The 18,376-nt window shown below is 67.8% G+C and carries 23 protein-coding genes, 1 tRNA gene and 1 pseudogene; 18 read left to right on the plus strand and 7 right to left on the minus strand.

All coding sequences use genetic code 11. The features are described from left to right. Nucleotides 1-101: 101 nt before the first annotated feature. Together J7E88_RS08730 and J7E88_RS08735 are read left to right on the plus strand one after the other, a co-directional pair. Entirely contained in the window at nucleotides 102-398 is a 297-nt protein-coding gene (locus J7E88_RS08730) for a GYD domain-containing protein (RefSeq protein WP_215178908.1), read from the plus strand. A gap of 739 nt (nucleotides 399-1,137) precedes the next feature. After that, nucleotides 1,138-1,278: pseudogene (locus J7E88_RS08735) on the plus strand (IS5/IS1182 family transposase); the annotation flags it as partial. Nucleotides 1,279-1,295: 17 nt separating this feature from the next. Here J7E88_RS08735 and J7E88_RS08740 read toward each other — a convergent pair. Beyond that, nucleotides 1,296-2,402 (minus strand): serine protease, encoded by a 1,107-nt coding sequence (locus tag J7E88_RS08740; RefSeq protein WP_215178910.1) that lies wholly within the window; start codon nucleotides 2,400-2,402, stop codon nucleotides 1,296-1,298. Beyond that, complete coding sequence (locus J7E88_RS08745) at nucleotides 2,395-2,739, minus strand: CU044_2847 family protein (protein WP_215178912.1); 345 nt, start codon at nucleotides 2,737-2,739, stop codon at nucleotides 2,395-2,397. Before J7E88_RS08745 ends, J7E88_RS08740 begins: the two co-directional genes overlap by 8 nt. Before the next feature lie 561 nt (nucleotides 2,740-3,300). On the opposite strand from J7E88_RS08745, the gene J7E88_RS08750 reads away from it, so the two are divergent. Together J7E88_RS08750 and J7E88_RS08755 are read left to right on the plus strand one after the other, a co-directional pair. Continuing rightward, nucleotides 3,301-3,738, plus strand: coding sequence for a GntR family transcriptional regulator (locus tag J7E88_RS08750; RefSeq protein WP_215178913.1), 438 nt, complete (start codon nucleotides 3,301-3,303; stop codon nucleotides 3,736-3,738). A gap of 29 nt (nucleotides 3,739-3,767) precedes the next feature. Next, entirely contained in the window at nucleotides 3,768-4,331 is a 564-nt protein-coding gene (locus J7E88_RS08755) for an HD domain-containing protein (RefSeq protein ID WP_215178915.1), read from the plus strand. Here the strand turns inward: J7E88_RS08755 and J7E88_RS08760 are convergent. Next, nucleotides 4,324-4,797, minus strand: a complete 474-nt coding sequence (locus J7E88_RS08760) for an NUDIX domain-containing protein (RefSeq protein ID WP_215178917.1) — start codon at nucleotides 4,795-4,797, stop codon at nucleotides 4,324-4,326. The two genes, J7E88_RS08755 and J7E88_RS08760, sit on opposite strands and share 8 nt — an antisense overlap. After that, entirely contained in the window at nucleotides 4,794-5,483 is a 690-nt protein-coding gene (locus J7E88_RS08765) for an XRE family transcriptional regulator (protein WP_251022286.1), read from the minus strand. The genes J7E88_RS08760 and J7E88_RS08765 overlap by 4 nt, the downstream gene beginning before the upstream one ends. Before the next feature lie 381 nt (nucleotides 5,484-5,864). On the opposite strand from J7E88_RS08765, the gene J7E88_RS08770 reads away from it, so the two are divergent. The 13 genes from J7E88_RS08770 (at nucleotide 5,865) to J7E88_RS08830 (ending at nucleotide 16,146) form a co-directional block, all read left to right on the plus strand. Then, nucleotides 5,865-6,161, plus strand: coding sequence for a hypothetical protein (locus J7E88_RS08770; RefSeq protein ID WP_215178921.1), 297 nt, complete (start codon nucleotides 5,865-5,867; stop codon nucleotides 6,159-6,161). Beyond that, complete coding sequence (locus tag J7E88_RS08775; protein ID WP_215178923.1) at nucleotides 6,158-7,168, plus strand: DUF2637 domain-containing protein; 1,011 nt, start codon at nucleotides 6,158-6,160, stop codon at nucleotides 7,166-7,168. The genes J7E88_RS08770 and J7E88_RS08775 overlap by 4 nt, the downstream gene beginning before the upstream one ends. After that, entirely contained in the window at nucleotides 7,165-7,815 is a 651-nt protein-coding gene (locus J7E88_RS08780; RefSeq protein ID WP_215178925.1) for a GGDEF domain-containing protein, read from the plus strand. Before J7E88_RS08775 ends, J7E88_RS08780 begins: the two co-directional genes overlap by 4 nt. Then, a complete protein-coding gene (locus J7E88_RS08785; protein ID WP_215178927.1) occupies nucleotides 7,815-8,201 on the plus strand; it encodes an RRQRL motif-containing zinc-binding protein in 387 nt (128 codons plus the stop codon). Before J7E88_RS08780 ends, J7E88_RS08785 begins: the two co-directional genes overlap by 1 nt. A gap of 74 nt (nucleotides 8,202-8,275) precedes the next feature. After that, the gene (locus tag J7E88_RS08790) at nucleotides 8,276-10,519 is read left to right on the plus strand and encodes an FtsK/SpoIIIE domain-containing protein (RefSeq protein ID WP_215178929.1); all 2,244 of its coding nucleotides are present in this window, start codon (nucleotides 8,276-8,278) and stop codon (nucleotides 10,517-10,519) included. A gap of 140 nt (nucleotides 10,520-10,659) precedes the next feature. Continuing rightward, nucleotides 10,660-10,911, plus strand: coding sequence for a hypothetical protein (locus tag J7E88_RS08795; protein ID WP_215178931.1), 252 nt, complete (start codon nucleotides 10,660-10,662; stop codon nucleotides 10,909-10,911). Nucleotides 10,912-11,073: 162 nt separating this feature from the next. Beyond that, nucleotides 11,074-11,265 carry a hypothetical protein gene (locus tag J7E88_RS08800; protein WP_215178933.1) on the plus strand — a complete coding sequence of 64 codons (192 nt, stop codon included), beginning with the start codon at nucleotides 11,074-11,076 and terminating at the stop codon, nucleotides 11,263-11,265. A 10-nt stretch (nucleotides 11,266-11,275) separates the two neighbouring features. Next, nucleotides 11,276-11,887, plus strand: a complete 612-nt coding sequence (locus J7E88_RS08805; protein WP_215178935.1) for a hypothetical protein — start codon at nucleotides 11,276-11,278, stop codon at nucleotides 11,885-11,887. A gap of 2 nt (nucleotides 11,888-11,889) precedes the next feature. After that, entirely contained in the window at nucleotides 11,890-12,357 is a 468-nt protein-coding gene (locus J7E88_RS08810; RefSeq protein WP_215178937.1) for a hypothetical protein, read from the plus strand. 90 nt (nucleotides 12,358-12,447) lie between these two features. Beyond that, nucleotides 12,448-13,344 carry a bifunctional DNA primase/polymerase gene (locus J7E88_RS08815; protein WP_215178939.1) on the plus strand — a complete coding sequence of 299 codons (897 nt, stop codon included), beginning with the start codon at nucleotides 12,448-12,450 and terminating at the stop codon, nucleotides 13,342-13,344. Beyond that, complete coding sequence (locus J7E88_RS08820) at nucleotides 13,341-14,498, plus strand: AAA family ATPase (protein ID WP_215178941.1); 1,158 nt, start codon at nucleotides 13,341-13,343, stop codon at nucleotides 14,496-14,498. Before J7E88_RS08815 ends, J7E88_RS08820 begins: the two co-directional genes overlap by 4 nt. Beyond that, on the plus strand, nucleotides 14,495-14,689 hold the full coding sequence (locus J7E88_RS08825; RefSeq protein ID WP_215178943.1) for an AlpA family transcriptional regulator: 195 nt from the start codon (nucleotides 14,495-14,497) through the stop codon (nucleotides 14,687-14,689). The genes J7E88_RS08820 and J7E88_RS08825 overlap by 4 nt, the downstream gene beginning before the upstream one ends. Before the next feature lie 5 nt (nucleotides 14,690-14,694). Beyond that, nucleotides 14,695-16,146, plus strand: coding sequence for a tyrosine-type recombinase/integrase (locus tag J7E88_RS08830; RefSeq protein ID WP_251022357.1), 1,452 nt, complete (start codon nucleotides 14,695-14,697; stop codon nucleotides 16,144-16,146). A gap of 66 nt (nucleotides 16,147-16,212) precedes the next feature. On the opposite strand, the gene J7E88_RS08835 is transcribed toward J7E88_RS08830, so the two are convergent. From J7E88_RS08835 to J7E88_RS08845, 3 genes are all read right to left on the minus strand, one after another. Continuing rightward, on the minus strand, nucleotides 16,213-16,950 hold the full coding sequence (locus J7E88_RS08835; RefSeq protein ID WP_215178947.1) for a hypothetical protein: 738 nt from the start codon (nucleotides 16,948-16,950) through the stop codon (nucleotides 16,213-16,215). Further along, on the minus strand, nucleotides 16,940-17,125 hold the full coding sequence (locus tag J7E88_RS08840) for a hypothetical protein (RefSeq protein WP_215178949.1): 186 nt from the start codon (nucleotides 17,123-17,125) through the stop codon (nucleotides 16,940-16,942). The genes J7E88_RS08835 and J7E88_RS08840 overlap by 11 nt, the downstream gene beginning before the upstream one ends. Nucleotides 17,126-17,490: 365 nt before the next feature. After that, nucleotides 17,491-17,562 (minus strand) — tRNA-Arg (locus J7E88_RS08845). A gap of 147 nt (nucleotides 17,563-17,709) precedes the next feature. Here J7E88_RS08845 and J7E88_RS08850 point away from each other — a divergent pair. Beyond that, nucleotides 17,710-18,201 (plus strand): response regulator, encoded by a 492-nt coding sequence (locus tag J7E88_RS08850; protein ID WP_215178951.1) that lies wholly within the window; start codon nucleotides 17,710-17,712, stop codon nucleotides 18,199-18,201. The last annotated feature ends 175 nt before the right edge of the window (nucleotides 18,202-18,376 follow it).

An 18,376-nucleotide genomic window follows, 5' to 3' on the forward strand; every position in this document is an offset into this window, starting at 1 on the left:
GGCTTCCATCACTCGTTCAGATGCGCCTCTCATGCGCATTACGCGCATGGTGCCCAGAGTTGACCACGACTTGTTGCGTCTACTTTCAGGGGTAAAGGATCATGCCGACGTTTGTTGCGCTGCTGAACTGGACCGACCAGGGAGTCCGCGGCTACAAGGACACCCCGCAACGCGCCGAAGCCTTCACGGCAGCGGCACAGAAGCTCGGGGTGAAGGTCCTGAACCTCTTCTGGACCGTCGGTCCGTACGACATCGTGGCTGTCGTAGAGGCGACCGACGACGAGACTGCCACCGCAGTGCTCCTACAGGTCGGCGCGTTGGGCAACGTCCGTAGCACGACCCTGCGAGCCTTCGGCCGGGAGGAGATGGACCGCATCATCGCCAAAGCCACTGGCTGAGGGACTGCCACGTCGAGGATCTGTTGGTACGAGTGGCACGCTCGAGGCGGCACGCCCCAAGGCCCCTGGACCTGTCCCGGGGCCTTCGCTTTCCCGGGGCATCACCTGGGCTTACGTCCCAAGATCCCGTCCACGCCTCGTCCACAGACCCCGACATACGCCCGCTCCGAGCGGCGTACGCCTGCGCATACGCGAAGACCCCGGCCTCAGCGTTTCCGCTGGTGACGGGGTCTTTGGGCACCTCATACAGGGTGCCCCCGGCAGGATTCGAACCTGCGCACACGGCTCCGGAGTGATTGTCTGGTCGCACCCCCTACGCCCCGCTGACCTGGTGCGGAGTTGGATGGGGGTGGGCGGCGACGCGGTGTGTGTCGGAGGTGTGTCGCGAGGGCCGCAGGGAGGTAGAGCGGATCGGATGTCGCCTCCAGCTCCTAGATCCCATTGAGAGGTCGGCTTCGCCGACGGGCTGTAACACCCGCGGTGTTACAGCCCGTCTGTGACCGGACAGCCCGGACATCGGCACGTTGAGCTGTCCGGCTGTTGATGCAGGTGAGAGGCGTAACCGGACAGCCGGACAGGTTGGACACTAGGTGTCGGTCAACCGGGCGAGTGGGACGCCAATGGGGAAAGCCGCCACGTAACTGGAAGGGGAGGCCACGTGCCGCAGGCCAGTTCGCGAGGTACGTACTTGGAGTGATTGAACTCTTTCGACGATGCCGCTCCAGGGTGAGAACGGTGGGCGCTGTCCAGGGCGCGGGCCCCGGTCGACGGCGGAATTGACCGTCTGAACTCCTGGCGGATTTTCCGCAGAGCCCGATACAGCCCGAACCGAATGACGTCAATCGCAGCAGCGGTCCTCACCATGGAACGGCAGCGCTGAGAGACCCATTGCGCCGTTCATGCCTCAGTCGTGCTGCCGAATCGGCTATGGTAATTGCTGACCGTCGAGCCGATTGCGGGGAATAGGTCAGTATGGTTGCCGTATAGTTCCTCAAGGTGGTCAATGGACCTGTCGACAATGCGATTCATGTTCACATGCTGAAGTACAAGTGAGCGTGTCTGCCCGAGCTCAGACATCAGCTCATTCTTTACCCTTGTCAGGTCATCGTGACGGTCGCGCCGTTCTCTAGGCATCCTCGGCAAGTGATTCCAGTCATAATACAGGTCCCGGAACCTCTGGAGGTGAGAGGAGGGCGAGAAGACCCAACCTGCCAAGCCGTCCAAATCCGAGAAGGATAGCTGCACCTGGTTCAGGGCGTCATAGACGGCGTCGCACTGATGCTTCTGCAGGCCTTTCCTTTCTCGCCTCGCCAAATCGCTCAGTATGGACTGAATGGCGTTCTCTCGGAACCAGAGCATCTTGTCGGTCAACGTTCCGACGTAGCGCTCTTGGAACGCGTAGCGCGTCGCAAGTCTGGCACTGGAAAGCATCTCGGAAACGCTTCTGGCTTTCCTGCTGGCACGAACCATCATGCCAACGACAAACCATTCATTTTCGTTCCTCTTAATCCATACTGGCGCTCCACTAAAACCTGGCTTCACCGTATACCCTTGAATCGATGTCGTATCAAGTTGATACCGACTTGGGCCGTGAGGTCCTGATATCGTTGTTTCAATCCAGGTCTCCTCACTGCTTTCGATCCAAGCCTGTATCCTTGCTGTTTTACCGACAAGGGCGCGCCTATCGGCATCAGGGACTATCAGGCAGGGCTGGATGCCTTCGGGTGCAGGCCCTGAGAGGCGAAGAGTTGCTACATCGTCGCGTTCCTCGTTCCTGAGCAATGTGGCCACGACGGGGGACTTCGGGTCGGCGGCCCAAGGGAAACGAATATCTGCCTGAGCAGTGCCGCGATCTGATGAAACGACGCGACGACCGAGCACCTTCTCAATCACATGGTTTGCTGTGAAGACGTGGTTGTTGACGGTGTAGATACCGCACCCTCGGTGTTGCTCTTCACCATGGCGCGCCACGGTCACTAGTCCGCTGAACGTCTCGTCAGGCATTTCCGTTCCCGTTCCAGTGCACTGTGAAGTTGAGAGTAGCCTCAGCTTCGCCCTTGACGAACTTTACGTCTGCCCCACCGACGAAGGAGATTCCGAAGCTAAGCTCAGCCTCCTCGTAGCTGAGATTGCTGGCACTCATCTCGTCTTTGGCTATCTGAGCCAAGTTGGATGCGGCAGCGATTCCCTTTTTCAGGGACTCAACGCCCTTCTTCTGGAGTTTGTCAGCGACGTCAGAGACGCCGACCTCTTCCCAGTCGCCGTCATGCCATACTTCGGTTTCCTCAACCTCAAAGGCAACCGTCAAGCCCTGGGGGAGATCGATTACAACTGTGCTCATAGAGACCACGCTACTTTGCCGACCGGATGTGGAAGGTTTGGTGAAGGGGTCTGATCTCAAAGTAACTCCAGAGGTGACATGCACGCATCTGGATCACTTTGGGCGAGGGTTGACTCTTGCCTGGTCATAAAATTGAATTTTGGACCGAGGGGAGAAGGTCGGCTTCGCCAGCGACGGCTGCAACACTCGGTGGTGGCGTTCGCGGTCGAAGTATCACACTCGAAGATTTCGATGAGCCCTGATTGGCAGCGTCAGCGGCTGGGACGCCGACTTGTGCGATGGGCCCTGTGCGAGGGGCCGGTCTACGACTGGGGCACGTCGAGCCAATCGCCGGACGGCCAACAGTTCTTCCACGCCTTGGCGCGGGAGACAGGCGAAGCACTCACCAACAGGGGGGAAGCCATGCGCGCACGTCGACGTCGTGAACTGGTCCTTCCTCAGGCCTCGCTTGTACGCGGTATTTGAGTGCGTCTCACCCCGGGCCCCCGGACAGCTGGGACATTCCACCTGCACGGGTGCGCGTGGGAAGCTGGAACGCGACGGCGTCCGAAGGAGGAATGAGTGCCGAGCCCCAGTCCACGCGGGACGTATCAGGTGATCTCTCAGGCGTTGCGCGAGCGGATCGCGGCAGGGGTCTACCAGGACGGGTTGCCGTCCGAGGCCGAGATCGGGCGCGAGTTCGGGGTGGCCCGTACGACGGTTCGGCGTGCCCTGCATGCCCTCGAAGAATCGGGGGACATCAAGACCGTTGCCGGCGTCGGCCGCAAGCTCGCTGGGGGCGCCGGGACCGCACCGTACGAACAGATCATGGCGGACTTGTTGGAGCAGATCCGCAGGGGCGAGCTGCCTGCGGGTACGCGTCTCCCGAGCGAAGCGGCCCTCGTCGAGAAGTACGGAGTGTCTCGCGGCACGGTTCGCCGCGCTGTGCGCGAACTGGAGACCGCCGGCCATATCGTGGCGCGACACGGGGTTGGCCGGTTCGTCAGCTCGCCTTCCTGAACTCCCGATTGCCTCGGAGGCAGTGGAAAATGCAATTGGCCAAGTGGGCCCATGACCTTGCTGAGTCGATGTTGGCGGACAGCCTGCCGCGGCGGTGGGCCCACTCTCAGCGGGTGTACTTCCAGGCTCTGACCCTGGCGCCGACGCTGGGCGAGGACGCAGAGCTCTTGGCGGCCGCCGCCATCGCGCACGACATCGGGTATGCACAGGCCGCCGTGGACACCGGACAGCACATGATTGACGGGGCCCGGTACTTGCGCGACGTCGTGGGGGCTGACCCGCGGCTGTGCAGCATCGTGGCCTTCCATACGTCTTCCTCGTGGGAGGCGTCCGAACTTGGGCTGGCCGATGCGCTCAACGAGTTTGGGCCCGCCGAACCCGAGTTGGTAGACGCGATCACCTATTGCGACCTGACCAGTAGTCCGGTCGGGGATCTGGTGGACCCTGCCGAGCGGCTCTCAGAAGTCCTGGAGCGGTACGGTCCCGAGCACGTCGTCTTTCGGGCGGTATCCGAGGCCCGGCCCGAGCTCATGGCAAGGGTGGCCCGGGTGCGCCGGCGGCGTGCCGAGGTGGCGGTGGCGAAGCTCAGCTGATCAGGGGGACCTCAGCGTTACGGAACCCCTCTTCGAGGCGTCGACGCGTGGTCGGCGAGATGTCGAGAGCGTCCAGCTCATCTCTGGGGACCCACCGCACAGCGAAGGACTCCGAGCTCACCTTGATCTCGCCACCAACCGGCCGAGCCCGGAAGCAGAGCGAGAACTCCTGACGCACCTCTCCATCCGCGAAGGCGATGACGTGTCCGGGGTCGGTGAAAATCCCGACCAGTCCGACCACTTCGACGTGAATCCCCGTCTCCTCCAGGACTTCCCGGACGACCGTACCGGCGATGTTCTCCCCGACCTCCTGAACGCCCCCTGGCATGCCCCAGCGGCCATTGTCCGAACGTCGCTCCAGGAGCACGTCATTTGCGTCGTTCACGACGAACGCGGTCACCGCGGGCACGATGCTGTTGGCCTTCGGCGCGGCGGGATCGTTGAAGTAGTCGGTGCGGCGACTCATGAGGGCCTTTCGATCGGGATGGCTTCGGACCACACTTTCTCGAAGCTCTGCTGGTACGTCGAGACCAGCTCGGCGCCAGCGACACGGCGGAGGTGGAGCACCGGAGCCATGGGGGCGCTCACGCCGTACACCTGTGTGTTGACCAGCCACTCGTCATCGGAGCGGTAGAGGGAGTTGTGGAGAGTCGACCTGTGCATCCGGAACTCGATGCCCGGGACCGAGTACAGCGGGCGGTAGAGCTTCATGACTTCGCGCACTTTGTACGCGACTCCCTCGCCGATCTCCTCTTCTTCCCCGCGCCGCTGGATCTCTGCACTATCGGGGTCGCCTAGCAGGATTCGGGCCCGCACACCGGACGACGCCTTCTGTCGCAGTAGCTTGGGCCACCGTGGGTTCTCCGCTAGGAACACACCCGCGTGGACGAGTACGCCGATCTCCCGCTCCGCCCGGCCGAAGAGCTGCAACCAGAGTTCCGGGGGAACGTAGGAGCGGTGCGGGTACACCTTCAGGACCTCTGCGTCAGCTGCGTCCTGCCGCTGGCCGTCAGGGAGGCCATTCGGCCAGAGGTATGTCTCGTCTTCGTGCAGGAATGCGGCGATGGTCAGGCGATGGCGCCGGTAGGGGGCGCGTCCCTGCGTGATCCAGCGTTCGACGGTTTTCGGGTCCACCCCGACGTGGGTCGCCATGGCGTCGACCGTGATGCCATGCGTCAGCATCGCCGACCGTAAGCGTTCGTTCGCCATCCCAACCCCCGGGGACGTCTCGGGACGTACATGACTCGCTGAACGCTATCGAGGACATCCCAAGTCGTCCAGGGACGTGGTCACTTCGTCCCGCCCCAGCGCGGCAACCTGATGGCACGTCGCAGGGCGACCCGAAAGCAGCGAGGGACTTGACAGCCGCAATCGGGCGCGCCAATGTGAGAGACATGTTCAAGCATGTATCGCATACTTGAACGGGCGGCCACGGCTGTCCTTACCTGCACCACCACTGCCCGGCGGCGGGACTCCCCAGCAAGGTCGCCCGCCGCCGCGGTTCTCCCTGTTCCTTCGACTCAGGAGAGCACTATGCGCACGTACGTGGGCCATCAACAGGCCGTTTCCACTGAGGACTTCGTGGAGCTTGCCCTTGGTACCCCGGTTGAGTTGTGGCTCGGAGTGGAGGGCGAGAGCGAGATGGAGCGCGCGGCCCGCATGGACGCGGCCCGCGACATCCTCGCCGACAACCCGAGCCTGCCGGACGACGTGAGCCGGGTCGCCGCGGAGGCGATCGAAGCGTTCGCGCCGGAGCTATTCAACGTCGTCCCGCTGACCGCGCCGAAGGCGGCTCGCCGCCAGCCGCGCCGGAACGGGGTGGCGGCATGAGCACCGTGACCGAGGTGGCGCGCCCGGCGGTGCCGCCGCTGACGCGTCCGGAGATGGGCCTTGCTGGTGTGGGCGCGCTCGCCGCGGCCGGTGTCGGCGCTCTGGGTCTGATCTCATCGTTCGACGCCGTGTCGGCCGCCGCGCTGCGGTGGGGGTTCGGTGAGCCGTGGATGCTTCCCGTCGGTATCGACGTGGCGATCCCGGTGTTCACCGTGGCGAACCTGCTGCTGGTCCGGATGGACATGGCCCTGGCCTGGGTCCGGTTCGTTCCTTGGGTCCTCACGCTGGTGACCTGCGGGCTGAACGTCGCTTCTGGTCCGGGAGCGTGGGCGAAGGTGGCTCACGGGACGATGCCGCTGCTGTGGGTGGTGTTCTCCGAGATCGGCGCCCACATTTACGCCGTGCGGATCGGCGCGGCGACCGGCCGGCGGATGGACAAGATCCGCGCCTCGCGCTGGCTGCTCGCCCCGCTGTCGACGTTCGCCCTGTGGCGGCGGATGACGCTGTGGGAGATCACCTCCTATGCCGACGCGCTCGGGCGGGAGCGGGAGCGGCAGCTCGCTCGTGCGGACCTGCGGGAGCGGCACGGTCGCCGGTGGCGTACGCGCACACCGCGCCGTGAGCGGGTGCTTCTCAAGCTCGGGGAGCTCACGCCTGCGGGTGAGGAGCTGCCGCCCGAGGAGCCCGCAGCCCCCGAGCCTCCCGCCCCGCCGGAGGCGGCAGCGCCGAAGCCGCCGCGTAAGCGGACGACCAAGGCCAAGGCGAAGCCCGGCAAGGGCCAGCGCACCGCGGTGGAGCTGCTGGCCGAAGCGCGCGAGACCACGGCCGGTTGGGCGGATGACGCGATCAACGCCGAGGCGATCCGGACCACGCTGCACTGCTCGGCAGCCAACTCCCGCGTGCTGCGGGACGCGCTGCTGAGCGAGCGGGCCGACGGCCGGCGCCTGCACCCCGTCGACGCCGACGCCACCGAGGACAGCGACGACAGCGAGGGGGCGGCGGCATGATCACCCTCTTAACCGCCCTGGCCACCGCCGCTCCGCTGTTGGCGGGTTGGGCGCTGCACGCTCTGTGGCTGCGCCGCCGCCTGCACACCGCCCGCCGCGACCCGCTCACGGGGCTGCGGACCCGTGAGGGGTTCACCCGCCGCGCCACATCGCTGCTGCGTGATGAGCGGGCGGTGGTCGTCCTCGCCGACGTCGACCGCTTCAAGCACATCAACGACCGGTACGGCCACGCGGCCGGGGACGTGCTGCTGAAGGCGACCGCCCAGCGCCTTGCCCACTACGTCGGCCCGGCCGGTGTCGCCGGGCGGCTCGGGGGCGATGAGTTCGCCGCTGTGGTCATCGACCGCAACGGCACCGCGGCCGATTTGCTCGCGGTGCTGCACGGCGTGCTCGCCCGCCCCGTCGACGGCCAGACGCCTGACGTGCACACCACGGTCTCGCTCGGCTGGGTCCGCGCCGCCGACCATCCCGGCGAGGACCTGTCCCGGCTGCTCGGGCGCGCGGATGAGGCCATGTATGCGGCCAAGCAGGCAAGGGCCGGTATCCGGCGGGCGGGGCTGGGGCGGCTGTTCGCGACGGTGGCCGGCCGACGCTCCGGCCGCCGCGGTGCCCGCACCGATGTTCCGCCGGTCGGGATGGCCGCCTGATGTCCCCCGCGTTCGGCAAGTGCTACGACCCGTCCGGCGCGACGTACGGGATACCGACGTACCCGTGGCGGTTCGCCCCCGACGGCTACGCCACCCGCCGCCAGCTCCGCGCCCGCGGGTTGCGGCCCGGCGGCCAGGAGCCCGCGGCGCAGGTGATGCGCCGCTCCCGCCGCCGCAAGGCCGGGGTGCTGGTCGCCTACCTGTACCGCATCGACCGGGCCAAGCCCGTGCGGCCCATGACGGCGGGGAAGTCGGCCGCGCTCGCCAAGGCGATGCGTGCCCGACGCACCTGCCCCGCCTGCCAGACGGACGCCGGATACGTCATCCCGACCTCGCTCGGCATGTGCGTCCCCTGCGCCTACCCCGATGAACAGCGCGCCGCCTGATCAACCACTACGGGGCCCGACCGCTCACCTCTCACAGCGTCGGCCGGGCCCGCCCTCCCTTGGAAGGACCATCAGTGAAGCACCCCGATGACGAGAACGAACTCTTCAACCGACTCGAAGCCGACATGAACGCCGACCCGGGCGCGGATGTGGTCGACCTCGGCAAGGCCCGATCCGCCCGGACCGAGTCGGCCGACCCGAGCGCCGACCGATCGCCCGACGCGGCCGCCGACTCCGAGCCCCTTGGGTCGGCCGTCCCGAAGGCCGACCCGTCGGCCGACTCGAAGACGGTCCGGGTCGATGCGATGGTGCCGACGCAGTCGGGTCCGGGTCTGCTGGAGCGCATCAAGGGCTCCAAGCGCCTGGACGTGATCCCGGTGTGGATGAAGTCGGGCGAGGAGTTCAAGGACACGGCCGGGTGGATCGCCGGACACGTCGGCCACACCGTCGCCTTCCACGCGGTGCGGGTGCCGTTCCTCTACACCCCCAAGCTCGTGGTGCGTGCCCCGCGCGGCGTGGTGAACACCCTGGGCAAGGTGGGCCGCTGGGCGGTGGATGCCGAGGGCGAGCCGCTGCGTCAGGCGGAGGCGCGCCGGGAGAACTCGGAGCTGTACCTGAAGCTGTCCAAGCAGCGTGACCGCCGGGTGCGGCTGCGGATGCTGCTCACGGCCGTGGGCGGGCTCGGCTCGCTGGTCGCCGTGCTCTACCTCGTCTACGGCGCACAGCCGTTGACGCAGGTCATCGCCGCTGTGGCGGCGGTGCTCGGGTTCGGCTGGGTGGGTGCGCCGGCGGATGCGCCCCTGTCGACGCGGGCGGTCATCAAGACCGAGGTGCAGAAACTCACGAGCGACATCGTGGTCAAGGCCATGGCGTCCATCGGTATCGGTCAGATCGCCTCCGCGGTCGCCAAGGGCCAGGACGGGATCAAGTTCGCCGCCCCGATCACCCGTGAAGGACCGGGCTGGCGCGCCGACATCGACCTCCCGCTGGGCGTGACCGTGGCCGACGTTGCCGACCGACGTGCCCGACTCGCGTCGGGTCTGCGTCGGCCGCTCGGTTGTGTGTGGCCGGACGCCGATCCGAACGAGCACGAAGGCCGCCTGATCCTGTGGGTGGGTGACCGGGATCTGTCCAAGACGGGCATCGTCAAGTGGCAGCTCGCCAGCGCCGCTCGGCACGACGTGTTCAAACGGATCCCGTTCGGTCTGGACCCGCGCGGCCGGGCGCAGGCGGTGCCGCTGATCCAGCACAACGTGCTCATCGGCTCGCTGCCCGGGCAGGGCAAGACCAGCTCCGTGCGCGTGCTTGCCTGCGGCGCGGCACTGGACCCGTCGGTGGAGCTGTGGCTCCACGAGAACAAGGGCACCGGTGACCTGGACTCCCTCGAATGCGTCTCGCACCGGTTCGTCTCAGGCATTGATGACGAGTCGATCAAGTACGCCGCTGACTCCCTCAAGCTGCTGCGCGAGGAAGTCATGCGCCGCGCCAAGGCGATCAAGCAACTGCCGCGGGACCTGTGCCCGGACAAGCGGGTCACCCGGCAGATCGCCGACAAGCGCTCGCTCAAGCTGTGGCCGCTGCTCGCCGTCTTCGACGAGTGCCAGAACCTGTTCGCCCACGGCACCTACGGCAAGCAGGCGGGCGACGATGCCGAGTTCATCATCAAGCTCGGCCGCGCCCTGGGCGTGAGCCTGGTCCTGGCCACACAGCGCCCGGACAAGGACTCGCTGCCGACCGGTGTCAGCGGCAACGTGTCCATCCGATTCGCGCTGAAAGTCGCAGGCCAGACCGAGAACGACATGATCCTCGGCACCAGCGCCTACAAGAACGGTGTGCGGGCGACGCAGTTCCGGCCCGAGATCGATGCCGGAAACGGCTACCTCAAGGGCGCCACCACGCTCCCGGTCGTGGTGCGCACCGCCTACCTGGACGACCCGGCTACCAACGCCATCGCGCAGCGCGCCCTCGCCCTGCGCAAGGCCGAAGGCACCCTGTCCGGCCATGCGCTCGGAGAGGACACCGCCGAGGCCAAGGGCCCCTCGTATGACCTGCTCGCCGACATCGCCGCCGTCGTCCCCGAGACGGAAGAGCGGGTGTGGAACGAGCGGATCGCCGCGCGGCTCGCGGAGCTGCGGCCCGAGGTCTACGGCGGCTGGAAGGGCGAGAACGTCACCAGCGCGCTCAAGCCGCACGGCATCAAGACCCGCGACGTCGCCGGCACCACCGACGACGGAGCCCGGACCACAAGGCGCGGCATCGTCCGCGCCGACCTCACCAAGACGATCGCGGAGCGTGACCGAAACTCGGGCGCCGCATAGCCCGAGAGGACCACTACCGGTAGCAGGGCCACCTGCTACCGGTAGCACCCCCGCTAGCGACCCAAATGCGCTCCCATCAGCGATCTAGTGGATAGCACCCCACCTGCACAAACGCCGGAAACCGCCCTGGGAGGGCCCCGATGACCCCCATCGCCCTTGTTATCGCCAGCCTGCTCGCCGTCACGCTCGGTTATGCCGGGATGTGTGCGGCTGCGCCGTTCGGACCCTGCCGCAAGTGCCGCGGCTGGGGCTTCGAGTTGAAGACCGATCGCAAAGGACAGCTCAAGCGCGGCAAGAACTGCCGCCGCTGCAAGGCCACCGGTCGCCGCATACGCATCGGCCGCTGGATCTTCAACCGTGCCCAGCGCCTGTACCGCGACGGCACCCGCTGACGTGGACGCGAAGGGGCCGACGGTGCCCGTCATGAGACGGACCCCGCTCCGAGCAGGAGCTAGGCGGGCGCAACCGTCGGCCAAGCCCTCGAATTGGCCAGGACCCGAGGGCGCACGCACTTTAGCCCGCTTCCCCGACCCACCGTCAAAGGAGTTTCCACCATGGCTGTGACGGTCTCGCTCGTCGCCCTGTTCGGGCTCGTCCTGTTCTTCCTGCTGCGCTCCAAGACCCTCGGCTACGGCTCCGCGTTCGTCGCCGCAGCGTTCGGGTTCTTCCTCGCCTCCACCGGAGCGTCCGGCCCCATCAACCAGCTCACCACAGCTGTCATCGACGCCATCCAGCAGATCAACTGAGGAGCCCGCGATGAACCAGCCCATCACCGTCCGCCACCCGCTCACCGTCGCCCTGCCGAAGGTCGCGCCCGCAGTGGCCACTTCCACCGTGCTGATTCTCGGGCGGATCTGGAACGCCAATGGCGCCGAACATTCCGTCGGCAACGCCGCCCTGATGGTCGTGCTCGCCACGGGCGCCGCCGCGGCCGGCGCATGCGCGTCCGTCGGCCGCTCCGGAGACGGTGTCCTCGCCGGGACGTGCTTCGCCGCCTCGGGCGGGCTCGCCCTTGCCGGGGTTGCCGGATACGCCGACGGCCTTTCGCTTCCGCTGCTGCTGTGGGCGCTCGCGACCGCTGTGGCGTACGGGCTCGCCGCCCGGTACTGGCGCACCGACCGCCGCGACACCCTCGCGCACGAGCGGCGCATGAGCGAGAAGCGCGAGGACCACGGCCACGTCGAGCGCATCGAGGCCCTGCGCTCACGCACACAGATCGAGGTCGCCCGCGAGGGCGCCGCCTACGCCACCGCGCTCGCCGAGGCCATGACCGCCCGCGCCATGCTCCCCGGCTTCGACCCGGCGCAGCTCACCCGTGCCGGACTGCCCGAACTCCCCACCGCGCACACCGCATCGAAGGAGGACTGACCGTGTTCGAGATTCGCGTCATCTGCGACCCGGCCGACGCCGACCACATCACCGAGAAGCTGGCCCAGACGTTCACCACGGGGCCCGCCCGCCAGTACCCCAACCGCCACAACACCGAGCGCACCCGCGTGTACGTCACGGCGGAACACCGCGCCGACACCGAGGCGTGGCCGACGCCGGAAGCGGCGTACGCGCTGGCCCCGAGCATCATCAGCGAGATCGGATGGACCGCCCGCGCCGCCGCTGACAAGCCGTTCGGCCACGCGCTCGGGCGCGAGTTCTGGCTCCGCAAGGCCGCCGTCCTGGACCGCATCGCGCTCGCCGACGAAGACGCCGGTATCCACGGCGACGCGAGCGAGGTCGCCGCCAAGGCAGCCCAGCGCCTCATGGACACCGACAACGCCAGGGCCGCCTGCGACCCCCGCCACTACGTCCGTCAGCAGTACGCCCACTGGGCCAAGCACCAGTAGCAACGCCGCGGCGGCGGGACTCCCCAGCAAGGTCGCCCGCCGCCGCGGTTCTCCCTGCCCATCCGAAGACAGATCAGGAGAACCCTCAGCATGCCTCAAGCCGAACGCCTCGCGCTGCCCCACGCCGCGCTGGACGCTGCCGCCCGCGGCTGGCACGTCTTCCCGCTCCGGCCCGGCGACAAGCGCCCCGCCATCACCGACTGGGAGACCCGCGCCACGACCGACGCCGGACGCATCGCCCGGTGCTGGGCCCACGCCCCGTACAACATCGGCCTGGCCACCGGCCCGTCCGGGCTGGTCGTCATCGACCTCGACATGCCCAAGGCCCCGGACGACACCCCGCCGGCCGACTGGGCACTGCCCGGCGTGACCAGCGGCGCCGACGTGTTCGCCGTCCTGTGCGAGCGCCACGGCCAGCCCTTCCCCGGCGACACGTTCACCGTGCGGACCTGGAGCGGCGGCACCCACCTGTACTTCACGGCACCCCAGGGCGAGCCGCTGCGCAACACCAGCGGCGACAAGGGCAACGGGCTCGGTTGGAAGATCGACACCCGCGCCCACGGCGGCTACGTCGTCGCCCCCGGCAGCACCTTCACTCACCATCCGTACGAGACCGTGCGCCACAGGAACGTGGCGCCGCTGCCCGGATGGCTCGCCGAACTCCTGCGCCCCGCACCGCTGCCTCCGCAGAAGCCCATCACGGTCGCCCTCGCCACGGACCGGCGCGGCAAGTGGCTGCAGGCCGCGGTCAACGGCGAGCTGGAACGCGTCAGCCGCGCCGTGGAAGGCGAGCGGAACAAGACCCTCTACATCGCAGCCGTCGCTCTCGGGCAGCTCGTTGCCGGGGGCGAACTGGGCGAAGCCGAAGTGACCGGGTGGCTGTGTGCCGCCGCGCTCAACATCGGCCAGGGCGAGCGCGAGGCCCGGCGCACGATCGCCTCCGGCCTGCGCGCGGGGGCCAACCGTCCGAGGACCGTCGCCGCATGAGCGCCAACCCGATTCCGCCGCTGCACCTGTACTCCGTCCCCAGCGACACCCAGGCCGGGCCCGAGGCGCTGCCGAAGCGCGAGCGCCCGCGCACGGCGTGGACCGCGGACCAGCTGATGGCCGCGCACTTTCCCGAGCCGAAATGGGCCGTGCCCGGCATCCTCGCCGAGGGGGTGAGCCTGCTCGCCGGACCGCCGAAGGTGGGCAAGTCCTGGCTGTCCCTCGGGCTCGGGCTCGCTGTCGCTGCCGGGAGCAAGGCGTTCGACTCCGTCCCCGTCCAGGGCGGCCCGGTGCTCTACCTCGCCCTGGAGGACACCCCGCGCCGGTTGCAGACCCGCATGGGCAAGCTGCTCGGGGGCCAGAAGGCGCCGGCCGGGCTCACCCTCGTGACCGAGTGCCCTCCCTTCCCCCAGGGCGGCGCGGAAGCCATCTCCCAATGGCTGGAGCGCAACCCGGACGCCCGCATGGTCGTCATCGACGTGTTCGCCAAGATGCGCGGCCAGGCCCCGCAAGGCGTATCCGCCTACGACGCGGACTATCACGCCGTCGGCTTCGCCAAGCGGATCGCCGACCACTACGGCATCGCCGTCGTCCTCGTCCACCACGTCCGCAAGGCAGGCTCAGAGGACTTCCTCACCGAGGTCTCCGGAACCAACGGCATCGCCGGAGCCGCCGACGCCACCCTCGTCCTCAAACGCGCCCGCGGCCAGGCCGACGGCATCCTGCACGTCACAGGACGCGACGTGAACGAAGCCGAATACGCCCTCCAGTTCCAAGACGCCTCCGGCGCCTGGCACCTCCTGGACGGACCCGTCTCCGACCACACCGTCGGCGACACCCGCGCCGCAATCCTCAAGCACGTCCGCGCCCACCCCGGCGCCAAGCCCAAGGACATCGCCACGACGCTCCCGCACGTCGACATCGAGACGACCCGGCGCACCTGCTCCCGCATGGCCGCAGACGGCCAGCTCACACGGGACGCCGGCGGCCGGTACTACCCGGACACCGACACCCGGACACAGGCCGCCCAAGAGGTGTCCGAGCTGTCCGGGTGTCCGGGAACCGCATCTGACCTGCAAGAACGACCCGGACAGTCAGAAATCGAGCTGTCCGGGCTGTCCGGTACGGACGAAGTCGAAGGGATGGCCCCATGAGCCTCCGTACGCGGGACGAGAAGATGACCGTCAAGGAGGTCATCGCTGATCTGAAGGTTGCCCCGTCGACCTTCTACCGGTGGCGCCAGCTCGGGAAGGGGCCCCGCTCGATCAAGCTCCCGAACGGCGACGTACGGATCCGGCGGTCGGAGTACGAGCGTTGGCTTGCGGAGCGGGAGGACGCTGCGTGAGTGCTCTGAACGACACCTCGGCCGGGCGCCCTCGTGGGTCGGCCCGGCCGGGCTACTCCTTCGACGTCAAACTGTGGAAGGTGTCCAAGACCGGCCGTAAGTCCCGCCCGTGGCGTCTCCGGTGGGTGGTCGCAGGGCAGGTGCACGGCGACACGTTCACCACGTCGGCGCTCGCGGAGAGCCGACGGTCTGAGCTGTGGCAGGCCATGAACCGGCGCGGGGAAGCGTTCGAGATCGAATCGGGGCTGCCTGAATCCGAGGTGCGCGCGGCGACCGAAGCCGTCGCAGCAGCGGACGCCGAACCGCCGTTGCGGTGGTTCGAGTTCTGCCGGAAGTACGTGGCCGCGCGGTGGCGCACGAGCGCGGCCAAGTCCCGTGAGGGCATGGCGGACGGCCTCGCGGCCGTGACGCTCGCCATGGTCAAGCGTGGGGACGGCGTTCCCGAGGATGAGTCCCTTCGGTTGGCCTTCCGGTGGGGGATCGTGCCCGCGAACGCGGGAGAGGACCCGCCGGCCGAACTCAAGGCCGCGTATGACTGGGTCACGACGGCTGACCGGCCGCTGGGCGAGATGGCCCGCGCCGAGGTGTTCGAGGACGTGGTGTACCGCGTCAGCTACAAGCTGGACGGCACCCCGGCCGCGGGCGACACGTACAAGCGGCGCCGCCGGGCCCTGAACGCCGCTCTCGAACACGCCGTTGCCACGGGCGAGCTCCCGGAAAACCCGCTTCAGAGAACCCGCCGGAAGCGCGTCGGCTCCAACGACGTGGTGGACCGTCGCGTACTGGTGAACGCCGTACAGGCCCGGCAGTTGCTCACCGCCGTCTCGTACGTCGGGTCGTGGGATCGCTGCCGTGGGCGGCGCCTGGTGGCCTTCTATGCGGTCCTGTACTACGCGGGGCTCCGACCGGCTGAGGCGGTCGGGCTACGGCTGTCGGATTGCCACCTGCCGGAAAAGGGCTGGGGCACGCTGACGCTGCGGGAGACGCGTCCCGTCTCCGGCAAGCAGTGGACCGACTCCGGGGAGCGCCACGACCGTCGCGGCCTGAAGGCGCGCGAGGCGTCCTCCGACCGGCCGGTCCCCATCCCGCCGGTCCTCGTTGCCATCCTCATGGCTCACCTGAAGGAGTTCGGGACCGCCAAGGAGGGGCGCGTGTTCGGGAACGAACGCGGGGGAGTGGTCGGATCCTCCACCTACTGGCGGGTGTGGGAGGAAGCGCGGAGGTACGCCCTACCGCCAGAGCGCATTGACTCGCCGTTGGCCGGCCGCCCGTACGACCTGCGACACGCGTGCATCACGCGGTGGTTGAACGCGGGAGTGCCCATCGCTGAGGTGGCCCGGCGGGTCGGTAATTCGCCGGAGGTGATCCACCGCCGATATCACAGCTGCATCGACGGCCATGAGGAAGCGGCCAACGCGAAGATCACAAAGGCCCTGGAGGAGGAGGGCGACATGTAGCCACCCGGATAGGGGGCTGTGACGGCAGCTCCCTATCAGTCGACTGCAAGTCGGAGGGAGCGGAGGTCAGGGCCAGTAGAGGCGAGAGTCTGCTCGTTGAGGTTCCATATCCTTGGGCGGCTCAACCGTATAACCCATCTCCCGCAGTGTCTCGGCGGCAGATTCATGCGCATCGCGGACTGCGGATTTGAGTTGCAGCACGCGCCATTTCCTGAGGTGCTGGTCGAGGACAGATTCCCAGCCGTCCTCAACGTCAATGGCGAACTCGCGTACCAGCAGCAGTAGCACGTCTTCAAGCGCTGGCCTCAGCCTGTGGCCGCCGACTGGCAGATGCATCTCTGACAGCCGGGGCAGCTTACCCTTCCGCATCATCGCTGCCGGCCTGCCCTTCTTCTTTTCGGCCAGGCGAAGCAGATAGGCCATCTCGTCCCGGTGGGCATGCACCTGCAAGTGGGCCCCTGGAGGGGTCTTCGAGTGGCGCAGGTATTCATAGCGAAGCAGTGGGTCTTGCACCCCCTCGAAGAAGACGTGTACGTCGGCCCGATCGGCGGCAAGGTACATGTTCGGACCATCCCAGCAGCAGAAGTGCTGAACGTGGAGGTTAAGGCACCTCTCGCCGTCGATCTTTATAGGGATGCGCATACTTCGACCGTCAGCAGCCAGCGGTGCAACCCTGATGCGGTTACCGACGTTCAGGGCAGAAAAACGCGGGGAGTCCTGACCGAGGACTCCCCGCGTAAGGTCTGTCAGCGTATCGGCGAACTCAGCCGCCTTTTCATCGAGCGTAGCTTCCTCAGCACTCACCGTTGAGAAGGTAGTCGATGCCCTCAATGGTGTGCCAGACGTCAAGCTCGTCGCTGCTCAGGCTGTAGGTCTCGGCGCGGTCGCGCAGCTCCTCGAAGGTCATGTGCACCTCTGCGAGCAGGCGTTCCCGTTGAGCTACGAGTTCCGCAGGTGTTGTGCGGATCATGGTCGTCATAGGGTGCTCCCTCGTGGCGTTCAGAGGTCGAGTGAAGCAGGCACCTCTGACAATGACCCTAGAGGCTTCGTTCGGACACGCCAAGTAGGCGACGACAGGCAGCAGGGCGTTCTGGGAGGCGCCAGAAGCGCGAGGAGCTGGGCAGACTGAACCTGCGCTCATCCCGACCTTCCGCACCCTCTACTCCTCAAAGTCGGTAAGCAACCGGGGCCGGGGTCGCCGGGCACCCCGAGACGTGTGTCGGAGGTGTGTCGCGGACGCTGAGAGACAACGAGAAAGAGCGGGAGTCAGTGAGACTGACTCCCGCTCTTTCATGTCGGCATCCGCCCTGGTCAGCGGCTGATTCACGCTGGCTGCTTGGCGAGTGCCCCCGGCAGGATTCGAACCTGCGCACACGGCTCCGGAGGCCGTTGCTCTATCCCCTGAGCTACGGGGGCGTGCGCCTCGCTCGTGCGCGGCGACGGGTAGAACCCTACCAGCTCCCGAAGGGTCGCCGTGAACAGGTATTTCCGGCCTGTGCGGCCGTCTTGGCGCGCGCCCCCGTGTGCCCCGACGTGCCCCCGCGTCCCCCGCGGGGGTCGGAAGTGGGGAAAACCCGGACGCAGCCGCGTCCCCGCACCTACTCTCGAGTTGTGTCCGGCGCGTCCGGCCGAGTGCTCGTTGTCGATGACAACCGGGTGATTCGGCAGCTGATCAGGGTCAACCTCGAGCTGGAGGGCTTCGAGGTCGTGACCGCGGCCGATGGTGCCGAGTGTCTCGACGTCGTTCACCAGGTGCAGCCGGACGTGATCACCCTCGACGTCGTCATGCCCCGGCTCGACGGGCTGCGCACCGCCGCCCGTCTCCGCGCCGATCCGCGTACCCGGCAGGTGCCCGTTGCGATCATCAGCGCGTGCACGCCGTACGAGGTCGAGTCCGGGATCGCCGCCGGCGTCGACGCGTTCCTCGCCAAGCCCTTCGAGCCTGCGGAGCTCGTGCGGATCGTGCGGCAGTTGATGCGCCAGGAGCACCGGGAGGGCCCGCCGTCAGTAGACGGCAGGCATGAGGCCGGACGGGCCCCGAGCCCCCGCGGCTGACCGCCCAGCCTGACCCGCACTCGCACCGCCCCGTCCCCGCGGCTGACCGCCCCCGCCCGCCCCTCGGCGTCGGCCCTCCGCCAGCGAGCCGCCCACCCGTCCCCCCGCCCTTCCGCACCCGTCTCTTATACACCTCTCCCCACCCCACAGAACCCCTTTCCACCCCTATTCCCTC

This window comes from Streptomyces sp. ISL-10 (assembly GCF_018614575.1).
Taxonomy (GTDB): Bacteria; Actinomycetota; Actinomycetes; order Streptomycetales; family Streptomycetaceae; genus Streptomyces.